The organism is Aeromonas sp. 600724 (genome assembly GCF_049175135.1).
Classification (GTDB): Bacteria; Pseudomonadota; Gammaproteobacteria; order Enterobacterales; family Aeromonadaceae; genus Aeromonas; species Aeromonas veronii_A.
Genome location: NZ_JAAKUM010000022.1, coordinates 15,882 through 34,067 on the forward strand (window position 1 = coordinate 15,882; position 18,186 = coordinate 34,067).

15 protein-coding genes and 1 riboswitch are annotated in these 18,186 nt (G+C 59.5%); of the genes, 9 read left to right on the forward strand and 6 right to left on the reverse strand.

Annotation, left to right across the window (positions count from 1 at the left end; translation table 11 throughout):
- Positions 1 to 4: 4 nt before the first annotated feature.
- A riboswitch (cyclic di-GMP riboswitch) is annotated at positions 5 to 90 on the reverse strand.
- A 438-nt stretch (positions 91 to 528) separates the two neighbouring features.
- Positions 529 to 2,571: an oligopeptidase A gene (prlC, locus tag G5168_RS18485; RefSeq protein WP_042054692.1), complete on the forward strand. Its 2,043-nt coding sequence runs from the start codon at positions 529 to 531 to the stop codon at positions 2,569 to 2,571.
- 207 nt (positions 2,572 to 2,778) lie between these two features.
- A complete protein-coding gene (locus tag G5168_RS18490) occupies positions 2,779 to 5,325 on the forward strand; it encodes a putative bifunctional diguanylate cyclase/phosphodiesterase (protein ID WP_323913215.1) in 2,547 nt (848 codons plus the stop codon).
- 5 nt (positions 5,326 to 5,330) lie between these two features.
- On the opposite strand, the gene G5168_RS18495 is transcribed toward G5168_RS18490, so the two are convergent.
- Complete coding sequence (locus G5168_RS18495; protein ID WP_323913214.1) at positions 5,331 to 6,071, reverse strand: transporter substrate-binding domain-containing protein; 741 nt, start codon at positions 6,069 to 6,071, stop codon at positions 5,331 to 5,333.
- A 76-nt stretch (positions 6,072 to 6,147) separates the two neighbouring features.
- On the opposite strand from G5168_RS18495, the gene G5168_RS18500 reads away from it, so the two are divergent.
- Positions 6,148 to 6,894: a class I SAM-dependent methyltransferase gene (locus tag G5168_RS18500; RefSeq protein ID WP_323913212.1), complete on the forward strand. Its 747-nt coding sequence runs from the start codon at positions 6,148 to 6,150 to the stop codon at positions 6,892 to 6,894.
- Between the two features lie 59 nt (positions 6,895 to 6,953).
- Here G5168_RS18500 and G5168_RS18505 read toward each other — a convergent pair whose 3' ends face one another.
- The 4 genes from G5168_RS18505 to rhlB all read right to left on the reverse strand — a co-directional run bounded on the left by G5168_RS18505 (position 6,954) and on the right by rhlB (position 11,213).
- Positions 6,954 to 7,223 (reverse strand): Rho-binding antiterminator, encoded by a 270-nt coding sequence (locus tag G5168_RS18505; protein WP_323913210.1) that lies wholly within the window; start codon positions 7,221 to 7,223, stop codon positions 6,954 to 6,956.
- Positions 7,224 to 7,248: 25 nt separating this feature from the next.
- Positions 7,249 to 8,226 (reverse strand): DUF4382 domain-containing protein, encoded by a 978-nt coding sequence (locus tag G5168_RS18510; RefSeq protein ID WP_323913208.1) that lies wholly within the window; start codon positions 8,224 to 8,226, stop codon positions 7,249 to 7,251.
- 195 nt (positions 8,227 to 8,421) lie between these two features.
- Complete coding sequence (gppA, locus tag G5168_RS18515; protein WP_323913207.1) at positions 8,422 to 9,912, reverse strand: guanosine-5'-triphosphate,3'-diphosphate diphosphatase; 1,491 nt, start codon at positions 9,910 to 9,912, stop codon at positions 8,422 to 8,424.
- 11 nt (positions 9,913 to 9,923) lie between these two features.
- Entirely contained in the window at positions 9,924 to 11,213 is a 1,290-nt protein-coding gene (gene rhlB, locus G5168_RS18520; RefSeq protein ID WP_005339414.1) for an ATP-dependent RNA helicase RhlB, read from the reverse strand.
- Between the two features lie 113 nt (positions 11,214 to 11,326).
- Here rhlB and trxA point away from each other — a divergent pair, with 113 nt between their 5' ends.
- From trxA to G5168_RS18550, 6 genes are all read left to right on the forward strand, one after another.
- Entirely contained in the window at positions 11,327 to 11,653 is a 327-nt protein-coding gene (trxA, locus tag G5168_RS18525; protein ID WP_005339416.1) for a thioredoxin TrxA, read from the forward strand.
- 204 nt (positions 11,654 to 11,857) lie between these two features.
- Complete coding sequence (rho, locus tag G5168_RS18530) at positions 11,858 to 13,123, forward strand: transcription termination factor Rho (protein WP_005342418.1); 1,266 nt, start codon at positions 11,858 to 11,860, stop codon at positions 13,121 to 13,123.
- A gap of 108 nt (positions 13,124 to 13,231) precedes the next feature.
- Positions 13,232 to 14,224, forward strand: a complete 993-nt coding sequence (locus tag G5168_RS18535) for a hypothetical protein (protein ID WP_421249955.1) — start codon at positions 13,232 to 13,234, stop codon at positions 14,222 to 14,224.
- Positions 14,225 to 14,257: 33 nt separating this feature from the next.
- Positions 14,258 to 15,727, forward strand: coding sequence for a 4-hydroxy-3-polyprenylbenzoate decarboxylase (gene ubiD, locus G5168_RS18540; RefSeq protein ID WP_421249954.1), 1,470 nt, complete (start codon positions 14,258 to 14,260; stop codon positions 15,725 to 15,727).
- A gap of 146 nt (positions 15,728 to 15,873) precedes the next feature.
- Entirely contained in the window at positions 15,874 to 16,572 is a 699-nt protein-coding gene (fre, locus tag G5168_RS18545; protein ID WP_257701113.1) for an NAD(P)H-flavin reductase, read from the forward strand.
- 215 nt (positions 16,573 to 16,787) lie between these two features.
- Positions 16,788 to 17,801: a GGDEF domain-containing protein gene (locus tag G5168_RS18550; protein WP_374996239.1), complete on the forward strand. Its 1,014-nt coding sequence runs from the start codon at positions 16,788 to 16,790 to the stop codon at positions 17,799 to 17,801.
- 54 nt (positions 17,802 to 17,855) lie between these two features.
- Here G5168_RS18550 and ubiK read toward each other — a convergent pair whose 3' ends face one another.
- The gene (ubiK, locus tag G5168_RS18555) at positions 17,856 to 18,113 is read right to left on the reverse strand and encodes a ubiquinone biosynthesis accessory factor UbiK (RefSeq protein WP_005339429.1); all 258 of its coding nucleotides are present in this window, start codon (positions 18,111 to 18,113) and stop codon (positions 17,856 to 17,858) included.
- Between the last annotated feature and the right edge of the window lie 73 nt (positions 18,114 to 18,186).

Here is an 18,186-nt window from a genome sequence, read left to right on the forward strand (position 1 = left end):
CCCCGGGGGCAGCCCCGCTGTCATAGGTGTTTTCCCTTAGACCGGTGGCTTTGCGTCGCGCCCTTTCGGGTCACTTTGCCTTTTTCACCCGATTTCTGTGCAGCACAGAGAATCAAGTGACCTGCATGGCAGGTTGCCTATGATAGATGCTTGAAAATAAATTAATCAATAGTTGGTTTTGATTCTAATTAACTGAAAAATATTGATAATTTGTTACACGCCCCCACATTTTATCCGTTTCCATGATTGAGCATGAGGGTACTTGGCTGGCAGCTGTGGCGCCGGTAAATGGCGACTTTTTGCCCCTTGAAAGTAGCGGTAAGAGCCAAAAAAGGCCCACAGATTCATTCTGTTACTGGCTGTTGATGGCAAAACTGCAGCAACGGCAGAGATCCGGGTCGCAATGGCTGGAAAAGTACAGGGTTGCGGCGGATTCCCGCTTGATTATTGCGTGGCTTGGCCACATGTTAGAAAGCCATACAGAGCTGCTAAAGCGGTCTGTTCAAGACCAAACAAGAGGTAACCGGGATGAATAACCCTTTGCTGACAATGGATTCGCTGCCCCCTTTCAGCCAGATCAAGCCGGAGCAGGTTCAGCCTGCCGTGATTCAGGCGATTGCTGACTGCAAGCAGAAGATCAGCGATGTGCTGGCCCAGCGTGATCCCCATACCTGGGATAGCCTGATTGCCCCGCTGGAAGAGGTAAATGACCGCCTGTCACGGATCTGGTCACCGGTCAGCCACCTCAACTCCGTACTCAACAGCGAAGCGCTGCGCGAGGCCCATGATGCCTGCCTGCCGCTGCTCTCCGAATTCCAGACCTATGTTGGTCAGCATGAAGGGCTCTATCAGGCCTATCTGGCCCTCTCCCAGAGCGATGATTTCCCGCTGCTCAGCGGCGCCCAGCGCAAGGAGATCCAGAATACCCTGCGTGACTTCCGCCTCTCCGGCATCGGTCTGCCTGCCGAGGCGCAGCAGCGTTACGGCGAAATTCAGGCCCGCCTCTCCGAGCTGGCATCCCGTTTCAGCAACAACGTGCTGGATGCCACCCAGGGCTGGCACAAGCTGGTGGCCGATGAAGCCGAATTGGCCGGTCTGCCCGACAGCGTGCGTGCCGCTGCCCGTCAGATGGCTGAACTTAAAGGCAAAGAGGGGTGGCTGTTCACTCTTGATATCCCCTCTTATCTGCCGGTGATGATGTATGCCGACAACCGCGAGCTGCGCGCCGAGATGTACGAAGCCTTCACCACTCGTGCCTCCGATCAGGGCCCCAATGCGGGCAAGTGGGACAACTCCGCCATCATGAGCGAGCTGCTCACCCTGCGCCGCGAACTGGCCCAGCTGCTGGGCTTTGCCAACTATGCCGAGCTCTCCCTGGCCACCAAGATGGCGGACAAGACCGAACAGGTGGTGAGCTTCCTCACCGATCTGGCGGCCAAATCCCTGCCGCAAGGCAAGGCCGAGCTGGAGGAGATCCGCGCCTTCGCCGCCGAGCAGCACGGTCAGAGCGAGCTGGCAGCCTGGGATCTCGCCTACTACGCCGAGAAGCTCAAACAGCACAAGTTCTCCATCTCTGACGAGCAGCTGCGCCCCTACTTCCCCGCCAGCAAGGTGGTGAAGGGGTTGTTCGAAGTGGTGAAGCGGGTGTTCGGCATGAAGGTGCGCGAGCGCCTCGGCATCGACACCTGGCATCCTGACGTGCGCTTCTACGACATCTTCGATGCCGACGACGAGCTGCGCGGCAGCTTCTACCTCGACCTCTACGCCCGCGAGCACAAGCAGGGCGGGGCCTGGATGGATGTCTGTCTGGGTCGTCGCTACCGTCAGGATGGCTCGCTGCAAAAACCGGTGGCCTACCTGACCTGCAACTTCAACGGCCCGGTGGATGGCAAGCCTGCGCTGTTCACCCACAACGAAGTGGTCACCCTGTTCCACGAGTTTGGCCACGGCATTCACCACATGCTGACCCGCATCGATGTGGCCGGTGTCGCCGGTATCAACGGCGTGGCGTGGGATGCGGTGGAGCTGCCGAGCCAGTTCCTGGAGAACTGGTGCTGGGAGTCCGAGGCGCTGGCCTTTATCTCCGGCCATTACGAGACAGGCGAGCCGCTGCCTGCCGATCTGTTGGAGAAGATGCTGACCGCCCGCAACTTCCAGGCCGCCATGCAGATGCTACGCCAGCTGGAGTTCGCCCTGTTCGACTTCCGTCTCCATCAGGAGTTTGATCCGGCCAATCCGGCGCAGCTTCCGGCGCTGCTGGATGAGGTGCGCAGTCAGGTAGCAGTGATGACGCCACCGGCGTTCAACCGCTTCCAGCACAGCTTCTCCCACATCTTCGCGGGCGGCTATGCAGCGGGCTACTACAGCTACAAGTGGGCCGAGGTGCTCTCTGCCGATGCCTTCTCCCGCTTCGAGGAGGAGGGGATCTTCAACCCGGCGACCGGCCAATCCTTCCTGAAGAATATTCTGGAGAAGGGGGGCTCGAAGGAGCCGATGGAGCTGTTCCGAGCCTTCCGTGGCCGTGAGCCCAAGGTGGATGCACTGCTGCGACACAGCGGGATCGCTGCCTGAGATTCCTGACCCGCCGCCTGTGTGAGCTTCAACCAGGTACACTGTTTTGCGGCATAGTGGGATCGAGTCGTGATTTCTGCGACAAAAAGGGACCTTTTGGTCCCTTTTTTCAAGGCTTTTTAATATCTTGCTGATTGCATATTTGCACTGCCCACGGCTCTTCAGTAGAGTCGTGTTCTAACCTTCAAGGAGAGAAAGCCACTTGCCATGAGGCGAGCACTCGATTCCGTCTATCAAATCATCTCCAGTCTGGCTCATTCGAGCGGCCAGGGATATTTCGATACCTTTGTGAGTGAAATCGCCGCTGCTGTGATGGCTGATGTCGTCCTGATCGTCAGCAGGGAATCAAATGCTACCCACCTGACGGTTCAGGCTGCCCATCCCTCCTCTCTTGACCCCGATACCCTGACGCTGCCACTGACTGACTCTCCCGATGCCATTACCTGGCAGGAGGGGGAAGCCTGGTTCAGCGATCGTCTGCTTCAGCTCTTTGCCAACGTTCCCCTTGCACAGGAGTGGCAACCTCAGGCCTATGCCGGGATTGCCCTCAGGAATGCAGATGGCGAGACCATAGGTATCTGCGCCCTGCTTTATCGTCTGCCGCAGGCCAATATGAGCAAGGTGATTGGGTTACTCCGGTTGCTGGCTCCGTTGGCGGGTCGTGAGCTGGCGCTGATGCTGCAACGACAGCTGCCCCCCCCTCTGCCTGAACCGTCCCATGCATTGCAGAGCATGCTGTTCCAGGCTCCGGTGGGGATCGGTAAGCTGGATCTGGCTGGCCGTATCCTCTGGGCCAACCCGGCCATCGAGCAGATGCTTGGCTATCCCCTCGACGAGTTGCTGCAGCGATCCATCTCCGACATCAACCATCCCGAGGATTGGCAGGGCAGCCTCGTTTGCTACGAAGAGATCCGCCGTGGCGAGCGCAGCAGTTTCACCCGGGAGAAGCGCTACTTCTGCAAGGGGGGGCAGATCTTGTGGGGGCGGGTAACCGTCACCCTGATCCGTGACAAGCAGCAGCAGCCGGACTACCTGATGGTGCTGCTGGAGAATATCGATCCTCTCAAGCGCCATGCGGAGCAGCTCAAGCTCTCCCACCGGGTCTATGACAATCTCTCCGAGGCGATCCTGGTCTGTGATGCCGATAGCCGCATCATCTCGGTCAATCCGGCCTTCGAGCAGATCACCGGCTACAGCAGTGACGAGGTGCGAGGCCAGCGCCCCAGCCTGCTCAAGTCGGGGCTGCACGATCAGACCTTCTATGCCGACATGTACCACGCGCTGGAGCGGGTGGGGGTATGGCGTGGTGAGGTGTGGAACAAGCGCAAGAATGGCAAGCTCTATCCACAGCAGTTGATGATTAGCACCCTGCGGGAAGGGGGCAGGATCAGCCAGTACATCGCCATCTTCAGCGACCTCTCCCAAACCAAACTGGCCGAGCAGAAGATCGCCGCACAGGCCAACTATGACAACCTCACCAGCCTGCCCAACCGCTGGCTGTTCAGTCGCTGTCTCAGCCGCTTCTGCGAGCGGGGCGAGCGCTTCGCCTTGATGGTGCTCGACCTCAACAACTTCAAGGCGGTCAACAACAGCATGGATCACCATGCCGGTGACGCCCTGTTGCGGGAGGTGTCGGACCGGCTGGTGAGCCGGGTGCGCACCGAGGACCTGGTGGCCCGCATCGGTGGTGACGAGTTCGCCTTTCTGGTGCCAGGCATCGTCACCCGTCGTCAGGCCGAAGTGTTTGCCAAGCAGGTTATCGGTAGCTTTACCCGTCCCTTCATGCTGGCCAACCAGCATCTCTATGTTACGGCAACCGTGGGGATGACCCTCTGCCCCGTCGATGGTAGCGAGAGTGACGAGCTGCTGCGCAACGCCGAACAAGCGCTGTTTGCCGCCAAGCGGCAGGGGCGGTTGATCGGTACCTACTGCTCCTCAATGCGGGAAGAGGTGCGTCAGCGCCACCAGATGCAGCAGGATCTGGCGGAGGCGATCAAGCTGGAGCAGTTAACCATGGCCTACCAGCCGATCTGGGACAATCGCAGCGGACGGGTCGCCAAGCTGGAGGCGCTGGTGCGCTGGTATCACCCCCAATGGGGACAGGTGTCGCCAGCCGAGTTTATCCCGCTGGCGGAAGAGGCGGGGTTGATTCAGGGGCTGGGTGCGCTGGTGTTGTGGCAATCATGCCGGGATCTGGCTCGGTTGCAGCAGTCCGGCTTCCCTGATCTGCAGATGTCGATCAACCGCTCCACCATGGAGTTCCAGACTATCGACCCCGAGGCGAGCGAGTGGCTCAAGGTGATCCAGCACTTCGGGCTCGATCCTGCCGACATCGTCATCGAAATCACCGAATCTCTGCTGATGGAGAGCAGTGATCAGCACAGGGTGCGGATCGATGCCCTGCGCGAGGCGGGTTGCAAGCTGGCTATCGATGATTTCGGTACCGGCTACTCGGCCCTCAACTATCTGCGCTCTTTCCCGGTGGATCTGGTCAAGATCGACCGCTCTTTTGTGCGCCATATCCCCTTCAACGAGCAGGATCGGATGCTGCTGGACGGCATCATCAACATAGTGCACAACCTCGGTATGCAGGTGGTGATTGAGGGGGTAGAAACCCGCGAGCAACTCAATTTCCTCTGTCAGAAGGGGTGTGCCTTCACCCAGGGTTATCTGCTCAGCCGCCCGCTGGCCTATGACGATCTCACCGAATATCTGCAGCTCAATGACAAGGGGATGTTTCTGCAGATCAGTTAGGGGGTTTACTCCTTCGATGTCATCTCTGCCTGCTTCGTTTGCAGTGTCCGGTAATTCTCGCCGAGATAGCGCAGATAGATGCGATCCAGTACCCCTTCATCCAGCATCTGTTGCAGCGCCTTGTTGTAGGCAGGCAAAAGGTCTGCTTTCTGCTTGCCAAAACAGAGGTAGAGCGGTGTCGAGTCGATAAAGGGGGTGAGGGGGCGGATCTTGACGTCCTGCTCCCTGGAGAGGATGGGGGCCGAGAAGTAGTCGAGGATGATGAGGTCAACCCGGCTCTTCTCAAGCAACAGCAGCAACTGCTTGTCTGAATGGGCCTTGATGGGGTCCCATCCGGTGAAGTTCCTGATCTTGTCGGTATAGTCATAGCCCCTGACCATCCCTACTTTCAGCCCCTTGGCCATCTCCCACGAGAAGTTCTGTAACGGACTGTCGGTACGCACATAGGCTGCCAGAGGATAGAAGGCGGTGGCAAGGTCAGAGTGATAGCAACCGGGGAGAGGGGCATTGTCGAGAATGCCATCCGCCAACTGGGTGCTGACATATTGCTCGCAGCGCCCCCAAGGCAGTTCAAGCAGGGTGAGGTGCATGCCAAGGCGGCGCGCCACCTCTTGATGGATCTCCACCGAAATGCCCTCTTTCAGGTTGCCCTGTTCGGCATAGGAAAAGGGAGGCCAGTCTACGCCGCAGACCTTCAGGTTTGTGCCGCTCTGGGCGGCGAGGAGCAGGGCAATGAACAGGTTCATGGGATTTCCTCCCTACAGCGACTTGAAGGGGCTGTGGTACACTCGGTTCACTGAACTTAGAACGCATCCAGAGACCATGCAAATCCTCCTCGAAGACCCCGCCAAGGCCGCGCAGGCTGACGCGCTGGCCAGCCAGCTTGCCCAGCTCGACCTTCCCCAGTTTGCCCTGGTGTTTACCCCGGAAAGGTTGGAACTGCGCAAGCTGGACGAGCCCAAGCTGGGTGCCGTCTATGTGGATTTCGTCGAAGGGGCCGTCGCCCATCGCCGCAAATTTGGCGGCGGTCGTGGCCAGTCCATCGCCAAGGCAGTGGGGCTCAAGGCCGGCGCCAAACCGACCGTAGTGGATGCCACTGCCGGACTGGGGCGTGATGCCTTCGTTCTGGCTTCTCTTGGTTGCAAGGTGACCCTGATCGAACGCAGCCCTGTGGTAGCCGTCCTGCTGCAGGATGGTCTGGCTCGAGCCGCCGAAGACCCGGAGATTGGCCCCTGGGTGCGCGAGCGGATGCAGTTGCTGCACGGCCCGGCGGTGGAGACCTTGCTAGGGCTAACCGAGCGGCCTGACGTCATCTACCTCGACCCCATGTTCCCCCACAAACAGAAGTCGGCGCTGGTGAAAAAAGAGATGCGGGTGTTTCAGTCGCTGGTGGGGCCGGATCTCGACGCCGATGCCCTGCTGCCGGCGGCGCTGAAGATGGCACAAAAGCGGGTAGTGGTGAAGCGACCGGACTATGCTGGCTGGCTCAATGAGCACAAACCCAGCATGGCTATCGAGACCAAGAGCAACCGCTTCGATGTCTATGTGATGGCGGCGCTGGCGGGATAACGCCGCACGCGAGGGGTAAAAGAAGAGGGCCAACCCGATGGGGTTGGCCCTCTTGCCATCTATTGGCCGTCGGCTGGGGCCGGCGGGGTAAAGCGGATCAGTTTTTCCTCCCCCTGCCAGCTGAGCACCATGGTGACCAGCTCCGCCAGACTGAGCCGTTCGCCACTGTGCAGCAGCAGGTACTCGATCCCTTCTCTGGCCTCGATGGTGCGGATCTTGTCCGCCCACTGGCGGCCATCTCGGTCGGTGAGGGTGACCGGCAACTGCCAGCTGGCGGCGATCTCCAGCCAGTCGTAGAGATCGCAACTGATGGGTTGGTAGGTGTTCATGTGCGGGTTGCCCTCTTGTCGCCGGTTACTGGAAATTGATGATGGTGGCGGGCGCCACCACCGCTTGGGCTTTCTGCACCTGTTCCAATTGCAGCGGGTCGCCAGCCAGCGCCGGATCGTCCTCGTGGCCATTGCAGACCAGCGCCAGATCGTAGCTACCGAGATTAACAAATCCCAACTCGTAACCAAAGCCGCCACCGCTTTGCGGCAACACGGGCGCGCTGGCATAGAAGCCGTTGTCGCTGTCCGCCATGTCGGGGTAGTTGTCGTCACTTCTGGGTTGGTAGAAGTAGACGAAAGCCTTGTCGGTCAGCAGGCCGCCACACAAGCCAGCTGCTACCGTGCCCCTGGCGATGGTGACCTGGGTGTTATTCACCAGCCGTACCCCTCTGGGCTTGAGCTTGTAGTACTGCTCGTGGCCGGGCAGCACCATGGCCTGGCGCAGGTCGAACTCGGTGGTGAAGGCGCTGAGGCCGTTTGCTGCGATGGTGAAGGCATCCAGCTTGAGCTCGCTGCTTGGCACTTCCAGCGGCTTGATCCCCCCATCATCCCGTTTGACGTAGGAGTAGGGGGTGCCATTCAGAAATTGGTTGCTGACCTCCCGTCCATCCAGTATCCGCAACCTCATCTGGCTGTAGTCACCGGGCATCACGCTCTGACCGGACAGCAGGGGGCGACTGGCGGATCCTTGATAACTCAGCAGGTCGATGTAGGTGAACTGCGGCCGGTCTGCACTGTCGAGCGGTATCGTCTCGCCGCTCGGGGTGCAGCCATCGTCCTGGGCCGAGGTGAGAAAACTGGCGGTGGTCCAGATCTGTTCGTTGCCGGCGACGGGGTGGATGCTGATGTTGGCGACGGCGATGCAGACCTTACTGACCGCATCCACCGGGGCGTCGGAGAAGGCCAGCGAGAGCTTGGCTTGTTGTGGTTGGCTATTGCTGTCGCCACCACCGCCGCAGGCGGTGAGCAGGGTGGTCAGTCCGATCAGAGTCAAGGATTTCATGGCGTCCATTCCGGTTGGTTATGAAGACACCCCAACTCTAGTCGAACGTTGGTCATGAAGGGGAGGCTGGGCCCAGACGCAAGGGCGGGATCTGCCCGTCAGCCCAATAACATCAAGGTGCAGGCCTGAGTAGCACCAGTGTTGGCTGCGAAAGAGATTGTCGGAACGCCGGGGCACTGATTGGGCGTGGCCCAATCAGGCTTCCAGCAGGCGGGTGGGCCAGCCCATCTTCTGCTGGCGCTCCACTTCGAGGCGCAGCTCGCTGGCGCGCAGGTAGTGTTCATCCATCCAGCCCTTGGGCAGGGTCAGGGTCAGTGACTCCTCTTCTGCCTGCAGGGTGAAGCTGGGCACTGTGCCCTGGGTGCGGCGCATGCAGAGGATCAGCGCGATGCGCAGGATACGGGCCAGCCGGATCGCCTGACGACCGGTGACGGCACCCTGTTTCTCCAGCGGTTCCAGCTTGAATTCGTCCCGCTGGTTGAACAGCAGGGCCGACAACAGCTTCTTTTGCGCGGGAGTAAAGCCCGGCATGTCGATGTTGTCGATGATGTAGGCGGCGTGTTGCGGCGCCTTCTTGTACTCGATACAGAGGCCGATCTCGTGCAGCAGGGCCGCATAACGCAAGATCGGACGACCGTAGCGTTTCGATAGTCGCCAGGCCGGTTGCAGCTGGTTGAACGCCTCGACGGCGGTATCGCGTACTCGTTCGGCGTGCTCTTTATCCAGCTGATAGCGGCTGATCAGGCTGTCGGCGGTGCGATCCCGGGCATCACAGTCGTGATTGTTGCCAAGCAGACCGTAGATCAGTCCTTCACGCAGGGCGCCCCCCGCGAGGGTCATGCTCTCGATATCGAGGGTTTCGAAGATGGCGATCAGGATGGCGAGGCCGGAGGGGAACACGGTCAGCCGCTCGGCCGCCAGCCCTTCCAGTTGCAGCCGGTCGAGCTTGCCGCAGGCGATGGCCTGACCCATCAGCTCCTGCAGTTTCGGCAGGGTGACCCGTTCGCTTTTCCCTTGCGCCAGCATGATCTCTTGCAGCGCCTGCACCGTGCCGGAGGCGCCGACACAGGTACGCCAGCCGAGGGCACGGTAATCATCCGCCACCTTCTCTAGCACCGCCTTGGCGGCAGCAATCGCCTGCTCGAAACGGGCTTCGGAGAGCTCGCCATCACCGAAGTGATTGTTGAGCCAGGTAACGCAGCCCATGTGCAGGCTGTTGAGCAGTTTTGCTTCGCTATGTTCGCCGATCACCAGTTCGGTACTGGCACCGCCGATGTCGATCACCAGCCGGTTGCCTTCCCCGGCAGAGGTCCAGGAGACCCCTTCATAGATGGTCTTGGCCTCTTCCTCGCCCGAGATGATCTCGATGCTGTGGTTGAGCACCCGTTCAGCTTCGCTGAGGAACTCGTCGACGTTGGTGGCAAGCCGCAAGGTTGCGGTGCCCACCACCCGGATGTTGTCGGCCGGAATGTCCTGCAATTGTTCGGAGAAGAGACGCAAACAGTCCCAGCCCCGCTCCATGGCGGCACGGCTGAGACGAAATTCCGGATCAAGCCCTGCTGCGAGGCGAACCTTGCGCTTGACCTTGGCGACGGTGCGCAGGGCACCGGCGACCTCGCGCACCACCAGCATATGAAAGCTGTTGGAGCCGAGGTCGATGGCGGCATAGAGAGGCGAGTTGTGCAACGGGCCTGTCCTTAGCTCTTGCGCGGCGGACGACGACGGTTGTTGCTGTTGCCACCGCCCTGACGATCCCGCATGTTGCGGTTCACCGGCTGACGGTTGCGGAACACCCGTTTCGGCGGGGTCACGTCATCCAGCAGCGCTTCGCGATCATATTTGCTGACCGGAATGGCGTGGTGGATGTACTCCTCGATGGCCGGCAGGTTGAAGGCATAGTCTTCACAGGCCAGGCTGATGGAGTGACCGCTCTTGCCGGCACGACCGGTACGACCGATGCGGTGTACATAGTCTTCAGCGTCGTCGGGCAGGTCATAGTTGAAGACGTGGGTCACGTCAGGGATGTGCAGACCACGGGCGGCCACGTCGGTGGCGACCAGAATATCGAGCGCACCCTTGGTGAAATCCTCGAGGATCTTCATCCGTTTCTTCTGCGGCACATCACCGGTCAGCAGACCGACGCGGTGGCCGTCATTCTCCAGCCAGGCATGGACGTCTTCACAGACATGCTTGGTGTTGGCGAAGACGATGGCTTTTTCCGGCCACTCCTCTTCCATCAGGGAGAGCAGCAGCAACATCTTGTCTTCATTGGAGGGGTAGAACAGCTCCTCCTTGATCCGCACACCGGTCATCTGCTCCGGCTCGACCTGCACATGTTCCGGGTGGTTCATGTGTTCGTAGGCCAACTCCTGCACGCGCAGGGAGAGTGTGGCGGAGAACAGCATGCTAAGGCGCTCGGTCGCGGGCGGCATGCGGCGGAACAGGAAGCGGATGTCCTTGATGAAGCCCAGATCGAACATGCGATCCGCTTCGTCCAGTACCACGACCTGAATGTTGCTCAGGTCGATGACCTTGGACTTGAAGTAGTCGATGATGCGGCCAGTAGTGCCGATCAGGATGTCGACGCCCTGCTCCAGCACGGCCAGCTGCTTGTCGTAACCTTCGCCACCGTAGGCGAGGCCGAGTTTCAGGCCGGTAGAGGCGGCGATGCTGTCGGCATCGTTATAGATCTGTACTGCCAGTTCCCGGGTGGGGGCCATGATGATGGCTCTGGGTTGGTTAACCAGACGGGGCTTGGTCAGCGGGTGAGTCAGCAAATAGTTGAATGTCGCGGCCAGGAAGGCAATGGTCTTGCCGGTTCCTGTCTGGGCCTGACCGGCGAGGTCATGGCCCTCTACCAGCAGTGGCAGGGAGAGTGCCTGGATGGGGGTGCAATAGTGAAATCCCTTTGATTCCAGACCAGCCAGAACTTCGGGTTCGAGGCCCATTTGGGCGAATTTGTCGGTCGTTAAGTGTGTTTTGCTCATGGCGGTAGGTTATCAGGTTAGGCTTGCAATAATAAACAGGATCATTTCAAATAGGGCAACTATTGCCTTTATTGACGAGTCAATAAAGCCTTATTTACTGACTGGAGTTGGAGATGAGTGACAAGATTGTTCAGCTGAGCGATGCCAGCTTCGAGGCAGATGTAATCAAAGCCGATGGCGCCGTTCTGGTCGACTTCTGGGCCGAGTGGTGTGGTCCGTGCAAGATGATTGCCCCGATCCTGGAAGAAGTTGCCCAAGAGTACGAAGGTCGCGTGACCGTAGCCAAACTGAACATCGACCATAACTCTGATACTCCGCCGAAGTACGGCATTCGTGGTATCCCGACCCTCTTGCTGTTCAAGAATGGCGAAGTGGCAGCGACCAAGGTCGGTGCACTGTCCAAGACTCAGCTGAAAGAGTTCCTGGACGGCAACCTGTAATAATTAAAGAGGAGCGCATTGCAATAATGCGCTCCTTCTGTTTTATCACCTAGACGCTCATCCCGATTGGTGCTAGTTTATCGCTCGTTTGCTAACCTTTTTGCCTGACTCTTTGCTAACCACAGCCTGGCAATCAAATCCGATCAGCATCAATCCAGCAGACTGTCTCCTCATTTCAATCCTTGCTTACAGACTTTCACCACTATGAATCTGACTGAATTAAAGAACACTCCTGTGTCCGAGCTGGTCAAGCTTGGCGAATCCATGGGGTTGGAAAATCTGGCTCGGGCGCACAAGAAAGACATCATTTTTGCCATCCTCAAGGCGCACGCCAAGGGTGGCGAGGATATCTTTGGCGACGGTGTGCTGGAAATCCTGACCGATGGTTTCGGCTTCCTGCGTAGTGCAGACGGCTCCTATCTGGCAGGCCCTGACGATATCTACGTCTCCCCGAGCCAGATCCGCCGCTTCAACCTGCGTACCGGCGATACCATCTCCGGCAAGATCCGGCCACCGAAAGAGGGCGAACGCTACTTCGCACTGCTCAAGGTCAACGAGGTCAACTACGACCGCCCGGAAAACTCCCGCAACAAGATCCTGTTTGAAAACCTTACCCCTCTGCATGCCAACGAACGTCTGCGTATGGAACGGGGTAACGGCTCTACTGAAGATATCACCGCCCGTGTACTGGACCTGGCTTCCCCCATCGGTAAAGGCCAGCGTGGCCTGATCGTGGCGCCGCCCAAGGCCGGTAAGACCATGCTGCTGCAGAACATCGCCCAGAGCATCGCCTACAACCACCCAGACTGTGAACTGATCGTTCTGCTGATCGACGAGCGTCCGGAAGAAGTGACCGAGATGCAGCGCATGGTGAAGGGCGAAGTGATCGCTTCCACCTTCGACGAGCCTGCTTCCCGTCACGTTCAGGTTGCTGAAATGGTGATCGAGAAGGCCAAGCGTCTGGTCGAGCACAAGAAAGACGTGGTGATCCTGCTGGACTCCATCACCCGTCTGGCCCGTGCCTACAATACCGTTATCCCGTCATCCGGCAAAGTACTGACCGGTGGTGTGGACGCCAACGCCCTGCACCGTCCCAAGCGCTTCTTCGGTGCCGCGCGTAATGTGGAAGAGGGCGGCAGCCTGACCATCATCGCCACCGCGCTGATCGATACCGGCTCCAAGATGGATGAAGTCATCTACGAAGAGTTCAAGGGTACAGGCAACATGGAACTGCACCTCTCGCGCAAGATTGCCGAGAAGCGTGTCTACCCGGCCATCGACATCACCCGCTCCGGCACCCGCAAGGAAGAGCTGCTGACCACTGGTGACGAGCTGCAGAAGATGTGGATCCTGCGCAAGATTGTCCACCCGATGGGCGAGATCGACGGTATCGAGTTCCTCATCGACAAGCTGGCGATGACCAAGACCAACGACGAGTTCTTCGACGCCATGCGGCGCCAGCAGAAGTAAGTCCGGTCAGAAAATGACGAAACCGCGGCCCTGGTCGCGGTTTTTGTTTATCTGTTTTCCGGTTGCCCTAGTAGTATGAGATCCCGATGTCGCATGGATGGAGACGTCATGAAGCCTGTTGTCTGGTTATTGCTGGGATTGCTGAGTGCAATGCCAGTCTGTGCGCAGAGTGCTCCGGCTACGGTGACAGCCGAGACGTTGCAAACGCACCAGCGCTATCTGGCGAGCCGTCTGCAGCAAGGACAATTTGCCGCCATCGACTCTCTGCTGGCGACCCTGAGCCGCGAGCAGCGGGAGTTCCTGCTGTTGCAGCTGCTGCGGGATATTCCGGTTACCGCTCCTGCGTCCCCCGCGTTGCAACGCTGGGTCGAGGCACAGGCCGACAAGGCTCCCGAGTGGCTGCTGGAGCAGCAGGTAGACGGTTTTCTGGTGCAGCAACCTGTCTACGATTTTGCCGCGCAGGCCCGTCAGTTGCTGGGGGAGTGGCAACTGCACTCATTGGTGCAGCGCTATCAGCAGCAGCTTGCCCAAGGTAGCTTCCAGCTAAAGTCCCTCTATTACAGCAGTAACCCCGATATTGCCATGCAGCAGCAAGCCCTGTTGCTGGCCCTCGACGCCTTGCCGCAATCGATCTGGATGCGGGAGGCGCAAGCGCTGGCCAGCCGGAATATCTATCTGCCCGACAATCAGCTGTTGCTCCATCTGCTGCTGCGCACAGGTGAACCGGCGCTCTATGGCATGTTGTGGCGGCGGCCGGCAGATCAGGATGCGCTGCGCGCACTCGCCACCATCAACCGCTTCCATCATGGCAATACGGCCAGCTCCCTGCTGATTGCCGCCAGCGGCAATCCCGGTTTGAGAGAGCCGGCCCTGCGCCAACTGAGCGCGCTCTCCCCCTTGCCGCCGCAGGCCCAGAAATACCTGCTGGCGGAACTCTCCAACCGTCAATACGGGGCGCTGGTGGCCGGTCTGTTGATGGAGGTGGACGAGCCCCAGCTGCTCTCTGCGCTGGCCAGACGCCTCGGCCAGCGTGACATGCCACCCATTGCACCGAGTCTGCTGCCCGATTCGGGTACACCCGATGGGCAGCCAGGGTTATAATGCGTGACCTCCTGAACCCGGTTGGGAACTTGCATGAAATACAAGGATTTGCGTGATTTCATCGCGCAGCTGGAACAAAACGGACAACTCAAGCGCATCACCCGCGAGATAGATCCCTATCTGGAGATGACCGAGATCAGCGATCGCACCCTGCGTGCGGGTGGCCCGGCTCTGCTGTTCGAAAATCCCAAAGGCTACACCATGCCGGTGCTGACCAACCTGTTCGGTACCCCGGATCGGGTTGCCATGGGCATGGGGCAGCCCGATGTGGGCGCCCTGCGTCAGGTCGGGGTCTGGCTCTCCTATCTCAAGGAGCCCGAGCCGCCCAAGGGATTCAAGGAGCTGATGGAGAAGCTGCCGATCTTCAAGCAGGTGCTCAACATGCCGACCAAGCGGCTCTCTTCCGCCCCCTGCCAGCAGGTGGTGCAGGAGGGAGATGCGGTCGATCTCGACCAGATCCCGATCCAGCACTGCTGGCCCGGCGATGTGGCACCGCTGGTCACCTGGGGCCTCACCATCACCCGTGGCCCCTACAAGAAGCGCCAGAACCTCGGCATCTATCGCCAGCAGAAGATCGCCAAAAACAAGCTGATCATGCGCTGGCTGGATCATCGTGGCGGTGCCATCGATTTTCGCGAGTGGCAGGAGTCCCATCCCGGTGAGCGATTCCCGGTGGTGGTGGCACTTGGCGCCGATCCCGCGACCATTCTCGGCGCGGTGACGCCGGTGCCGGATACTCTCTCCGAATATGCCTTTGCCGGTCTGCTACGTGGCAGTCGTACCGAGGTGATCAAGGCCATCAGCTGCGATCTGGAGGTGCCCGCCAGCGCAGAAATCGTGCTGGAAGGCTATCTGGAACCGGGCGAAATGGCGCCGGAAGGGCCCTATGGCGACCACACCGGTTACTACAACGAGGTGGACGAGTTCCCGGTCTTCACCATCACCCACATCACCAAGCGGCGCGATGCCATCTATCACAGTACCTACACCGGCCGTCCGCCTGATGAACCGGCGGTGCTGGGTCTGGCGCTGAACGAGGTGTTCGTGCCGCTGCTGCAGAAGCAGTTCCCCGAGATTGTGGACTTCTATCTGCCGCCGGAGGGGTGCTCCTACCGGATGGCGGTGGTGACCATCAAGAAACGCTACCCGGGCCATGCCAAGCGGGTGATGCTGGGAGTCTGGTCATTCCTGCGCCAGTTCATGTACACCAAGTTCGTGGTGGTGTGTGACGATGACGTCAACGCTCGCGACTGGAAGGATGTGATCTGGGCCATCACCACCCGGATGGACCCGGCACGGGACACCACCTTGATCGAGCACACCCCGATCGACTATCTGGACTTCGCCTCGCCGATCTCCGGCCTCGGCTCCAAGATGGGGCTGGATGCCACCAACAAGTGGCCGGGCGAGACCAATCGGGAGTGGGGTCAGCCCATAGTGCAGGATGAGGCGGTGAAGCAGAAGGTGGATGCCATCTGGGATGAGCTCAATATCCTCGGATGAGGCAAACATGACAGCTTTGCTGCAAAAAGTGATGCGATCCGCACTGATTTGAGTATTCTCGACTGACGGGGCCAGGGCTGCTGGTCGTCACTCCATAGTGAAACAATGAGCGAAGCGGGCCGAGCGAGCCCGCCACAAGGACAAGAATGCAACGTATCAAATGCCGCGTAGAGGAACTGCGCGAATATGTCGACACCATCTGGCATGTGGCCCTGACGCCGCAGCAAGCGATCAGCTTCAAGCCGGGCCAGTATCTGCTGGTGGTGATGAGCGATTCGGACAAGCGCCCCTTCTCCATCGCCAACTCGCCGACCCGCCCGGGCGTGCTGGAGCTGCAGATCGGCGCCACTCCCGAGAACGCCTACGCCGGTCAGGTGCTGGCCCGCATGCGCGAGCAGGGGGAGATCGAGGTTGAATTGCCGGCTGGCAAGGCGTTCCTGCGCGATGAATCCCCCCGTCCGCTGATCCTGATGGCGGGCGGCACCGGTTTCTCTTACGCCCGCTCCATTCTGGAGTACCTGATCGACACGGGCAGCAAGCGTCCGGTGTTCTTCTACTGGGGTGTGCGTCAGGCTCACTGGCTTTACGAACTGGAGCAGATGCAGCAGTGGGAGCGTGACTATGCGCCGCTCACCTTTATTCCGGTGGTGCAGGAGCCTGACGCCGACTGGACCGGCAAGAACGGACTGGTGCACAAGGCGATCATGGATGACTTCGTCAGCCTCCACGACTACGACATCTATGTCGCCGGCCGTTTCGAGATGGCGGGTGCCGCGCGTGAGGAGTTCAAGATCCTTGGCGCCGAGCCGGAGCGCATCTTTGGTGATGCCTACGAATTTATCTGACGGGATCCCCGCTTGGATGACGCAGCCCCCGGTTTTGCCGGGGGCTTTTTTTGTGGCTGCCGCAGTACCTGATCGTACCGAATGGTTGGATTATCGCGGCGTTATCCCATTATTTTTCAATATTTTGGCTATGAATGGCTACTAATCTGGCTTGGCTGGTGGCATCTTTGTTTGGATTGACAAGAGTATCCATAGAGCAAGCACAAGGAGGCGCAGTGTTAAGCAAAGAGGCAAGGGGGCAGCCCGGGTATGATCGGGAGGCACCCTGCGCGACTGAGCTGGCCGCCATGCCGGAACCCTCCTCCGGTGGTGATGCGTTTGCCCGTTTGCAGGCTGATATCGCCGCGCTAAAGCATGACAATGGTCTGTTGCAGGAGAAGCTCAATGCCGCCCTCGATGGCACCGGCATTTGCCTCTGGCAGGGCACCATTCCCACCGGTGAGCTGCGGGTCTTCAATCTGCAGAACTTTCAGGCCGGTGACATGGCCCCTCATTTCGATCAGTGGAGCGCCAAGCTCCATCCCGACGATCGCGCCCATGCCATGGGCAGCTACTTTGCCCACCTTGAGAGGAAAACGCCCTTCTACGAAGCTGAATACCGCACCATCAGCCCGGGCGGGGAGATCACCTGGCTGTGGGATCGTGGTCGCGTCGTGGAGTGGGATGATGAGGGCAGGCCATTGCGGATCATGGGCTCCCATATCGATATCACCCAGCGCAAGGCTTATGAGCAGCGGCTGGCAGAGCGTGCCAACTGCGATGCGCTCACCGGCCTGCTCAACCGGCAGGGATTTGGCAAGGCGTTCGCTCTACAGCCGCCACAAGGGACGGGGGCACTGCTCTTTATCGATCTGGATGACTTCAAGGGGATCAATGACCAGTTGGGCCACGCTTGTGGTGATCAGGTACTGCAGCAGATGGCGGAGTGGTTGCGTCTCATTATGCCGGGTTCTGCCCTGTGCGGCCGTTACGGCGGTGACGAGTTTGTGGTTTATCTGCATCGTGATGTATCAAACCATGCTCTGGCTCATCTGGCCGATGCCCTGATCTGCCGGATGCATGGTTACGTGCCCAAACCCGGTTGCCCGCAGCGGGTGGGGCTGAGTATCGGCATCGCCCTGTGGGAGGAGCAACCATTGAGCTTCCGACAGGCATTGGAGGTGGCCGACCGGGCCATGTACGAGGCCAAGGCGCGCGGCAAGCGGGCCTGGTATCTGCTTCAGGTGTGATGCTTTTTACAGGTTCAATACAAAGCAAAAACCCCAGCTGAGCTGGGGTTTTCGTTATTCGCCTTTGGCGCCGAGCTGCTGCTCGAGCTGAGCCAGCTTGCTTTCGAGGGCGGCCAGTTTTTCCCGGGTACGCAGCAGCACCTTGGTCTGCACGTCGAACTCTTCACGGCTGACCAGATCCAGCTTGCCCAGCTGCGCTTGCAGTACCTGACGCATCTTCTTCTCGGCCTCTTCACCCATGCTGCGAATGCCGGGTGGCAGGGAGTTGTGCACCTGCTTGGCGATCTCTTCCAGTTTCTTCGGGTCGATCATGATGTCCTCCTTAAGCGTTGGCGGACATTCTACCGACAATTGCCTCACTTTGCCGAGATCGCGGCGGCTTTTT

Coding starts and splice junctions, on each gene's coding strand:
- G5168_RS18490 (WP_323913215.1), top strand. CDS start 2,779: ATGAGGCGAGCACTCGATTCCGTCTATCAAATCATCTCCAGTCTGGCT.
- G5168_RS18535 (WP_421249955.1), top strand. CDS start 13,232: ATGAAGCCTGTTGTCTGGTTATTGCTGGGATTGCTGAGTGCAATGCCA.
- trxA (WP_005339416.1), top strand. CDS start 11,327: ATGAGTGACAAGATTGTTCAGCTGAGCGATGCCAGCTTCGAGGCAGAT.
- G5168_RS18500 (WP_323913212.1), top strand. CDS start 6,148: ATGCAAATCCTCCTCGAAGACCCCGCCAAGGCCGCGCAGGCTGACGCG.
- G5168_RS18505 (WP_323913210.1), bottom strand. CDS start 7,223: ATGAACACCTACCAACCCATCAGTTGCGATCTCTACGACTGGCTGGAG.
- fre (WP_257701113.1), top strand. CDS start 15,874: ATGCAACGTATCAAATGCCGCGTAGAGGAACTGCGCGAATATGTCGAC.
- prlC (WP_042054692.1), top strand. CDS start 529: ATGAATAACCCTTTGCTGACAATGGATTCGCTGCCCCCTTTCAGCCAG.
- rho (WP_005342418.1), top strand. CDS start 11,858: ATGAATCTGACTGAATTAAAGAACACTCCTGTGTCCGAGCTGGTCAAG.
- ubiD (WP_421249954.1), top strand. CDS start 14,258: ATGAAATACAAGGATTTGCGTGATTTCATCGCGCAGCTGGAACAAAAC.
- ubiK (WP_005339429.1), bottom strand. CDS start 18,113: ATGATCGACCCGAAGAAACTGGAAGAGATCGCCAAGCAGGTGCACAAC.
- rhlB (WP_005339414.1), bottom strand. CDS start 11,213: ATGAGCAAAACACACTTAACGACCGACAAATTCGCCCAAATGGGCCTC.
- G5168_RS18510 (WP_323913208.1), bottom strand. CDS start 8,226: ATGAAATCCTTGACTCTGATCGGACTGACCACCCTGCTCACCGCCTGC.
- G5168_RS18495 (WP_323913214.1), bottom strand. CDS start 6,071: ATGAACCTGTTCATTGCCCTGCTCCTCGCCGCCCAGAGCGGCACAAAC.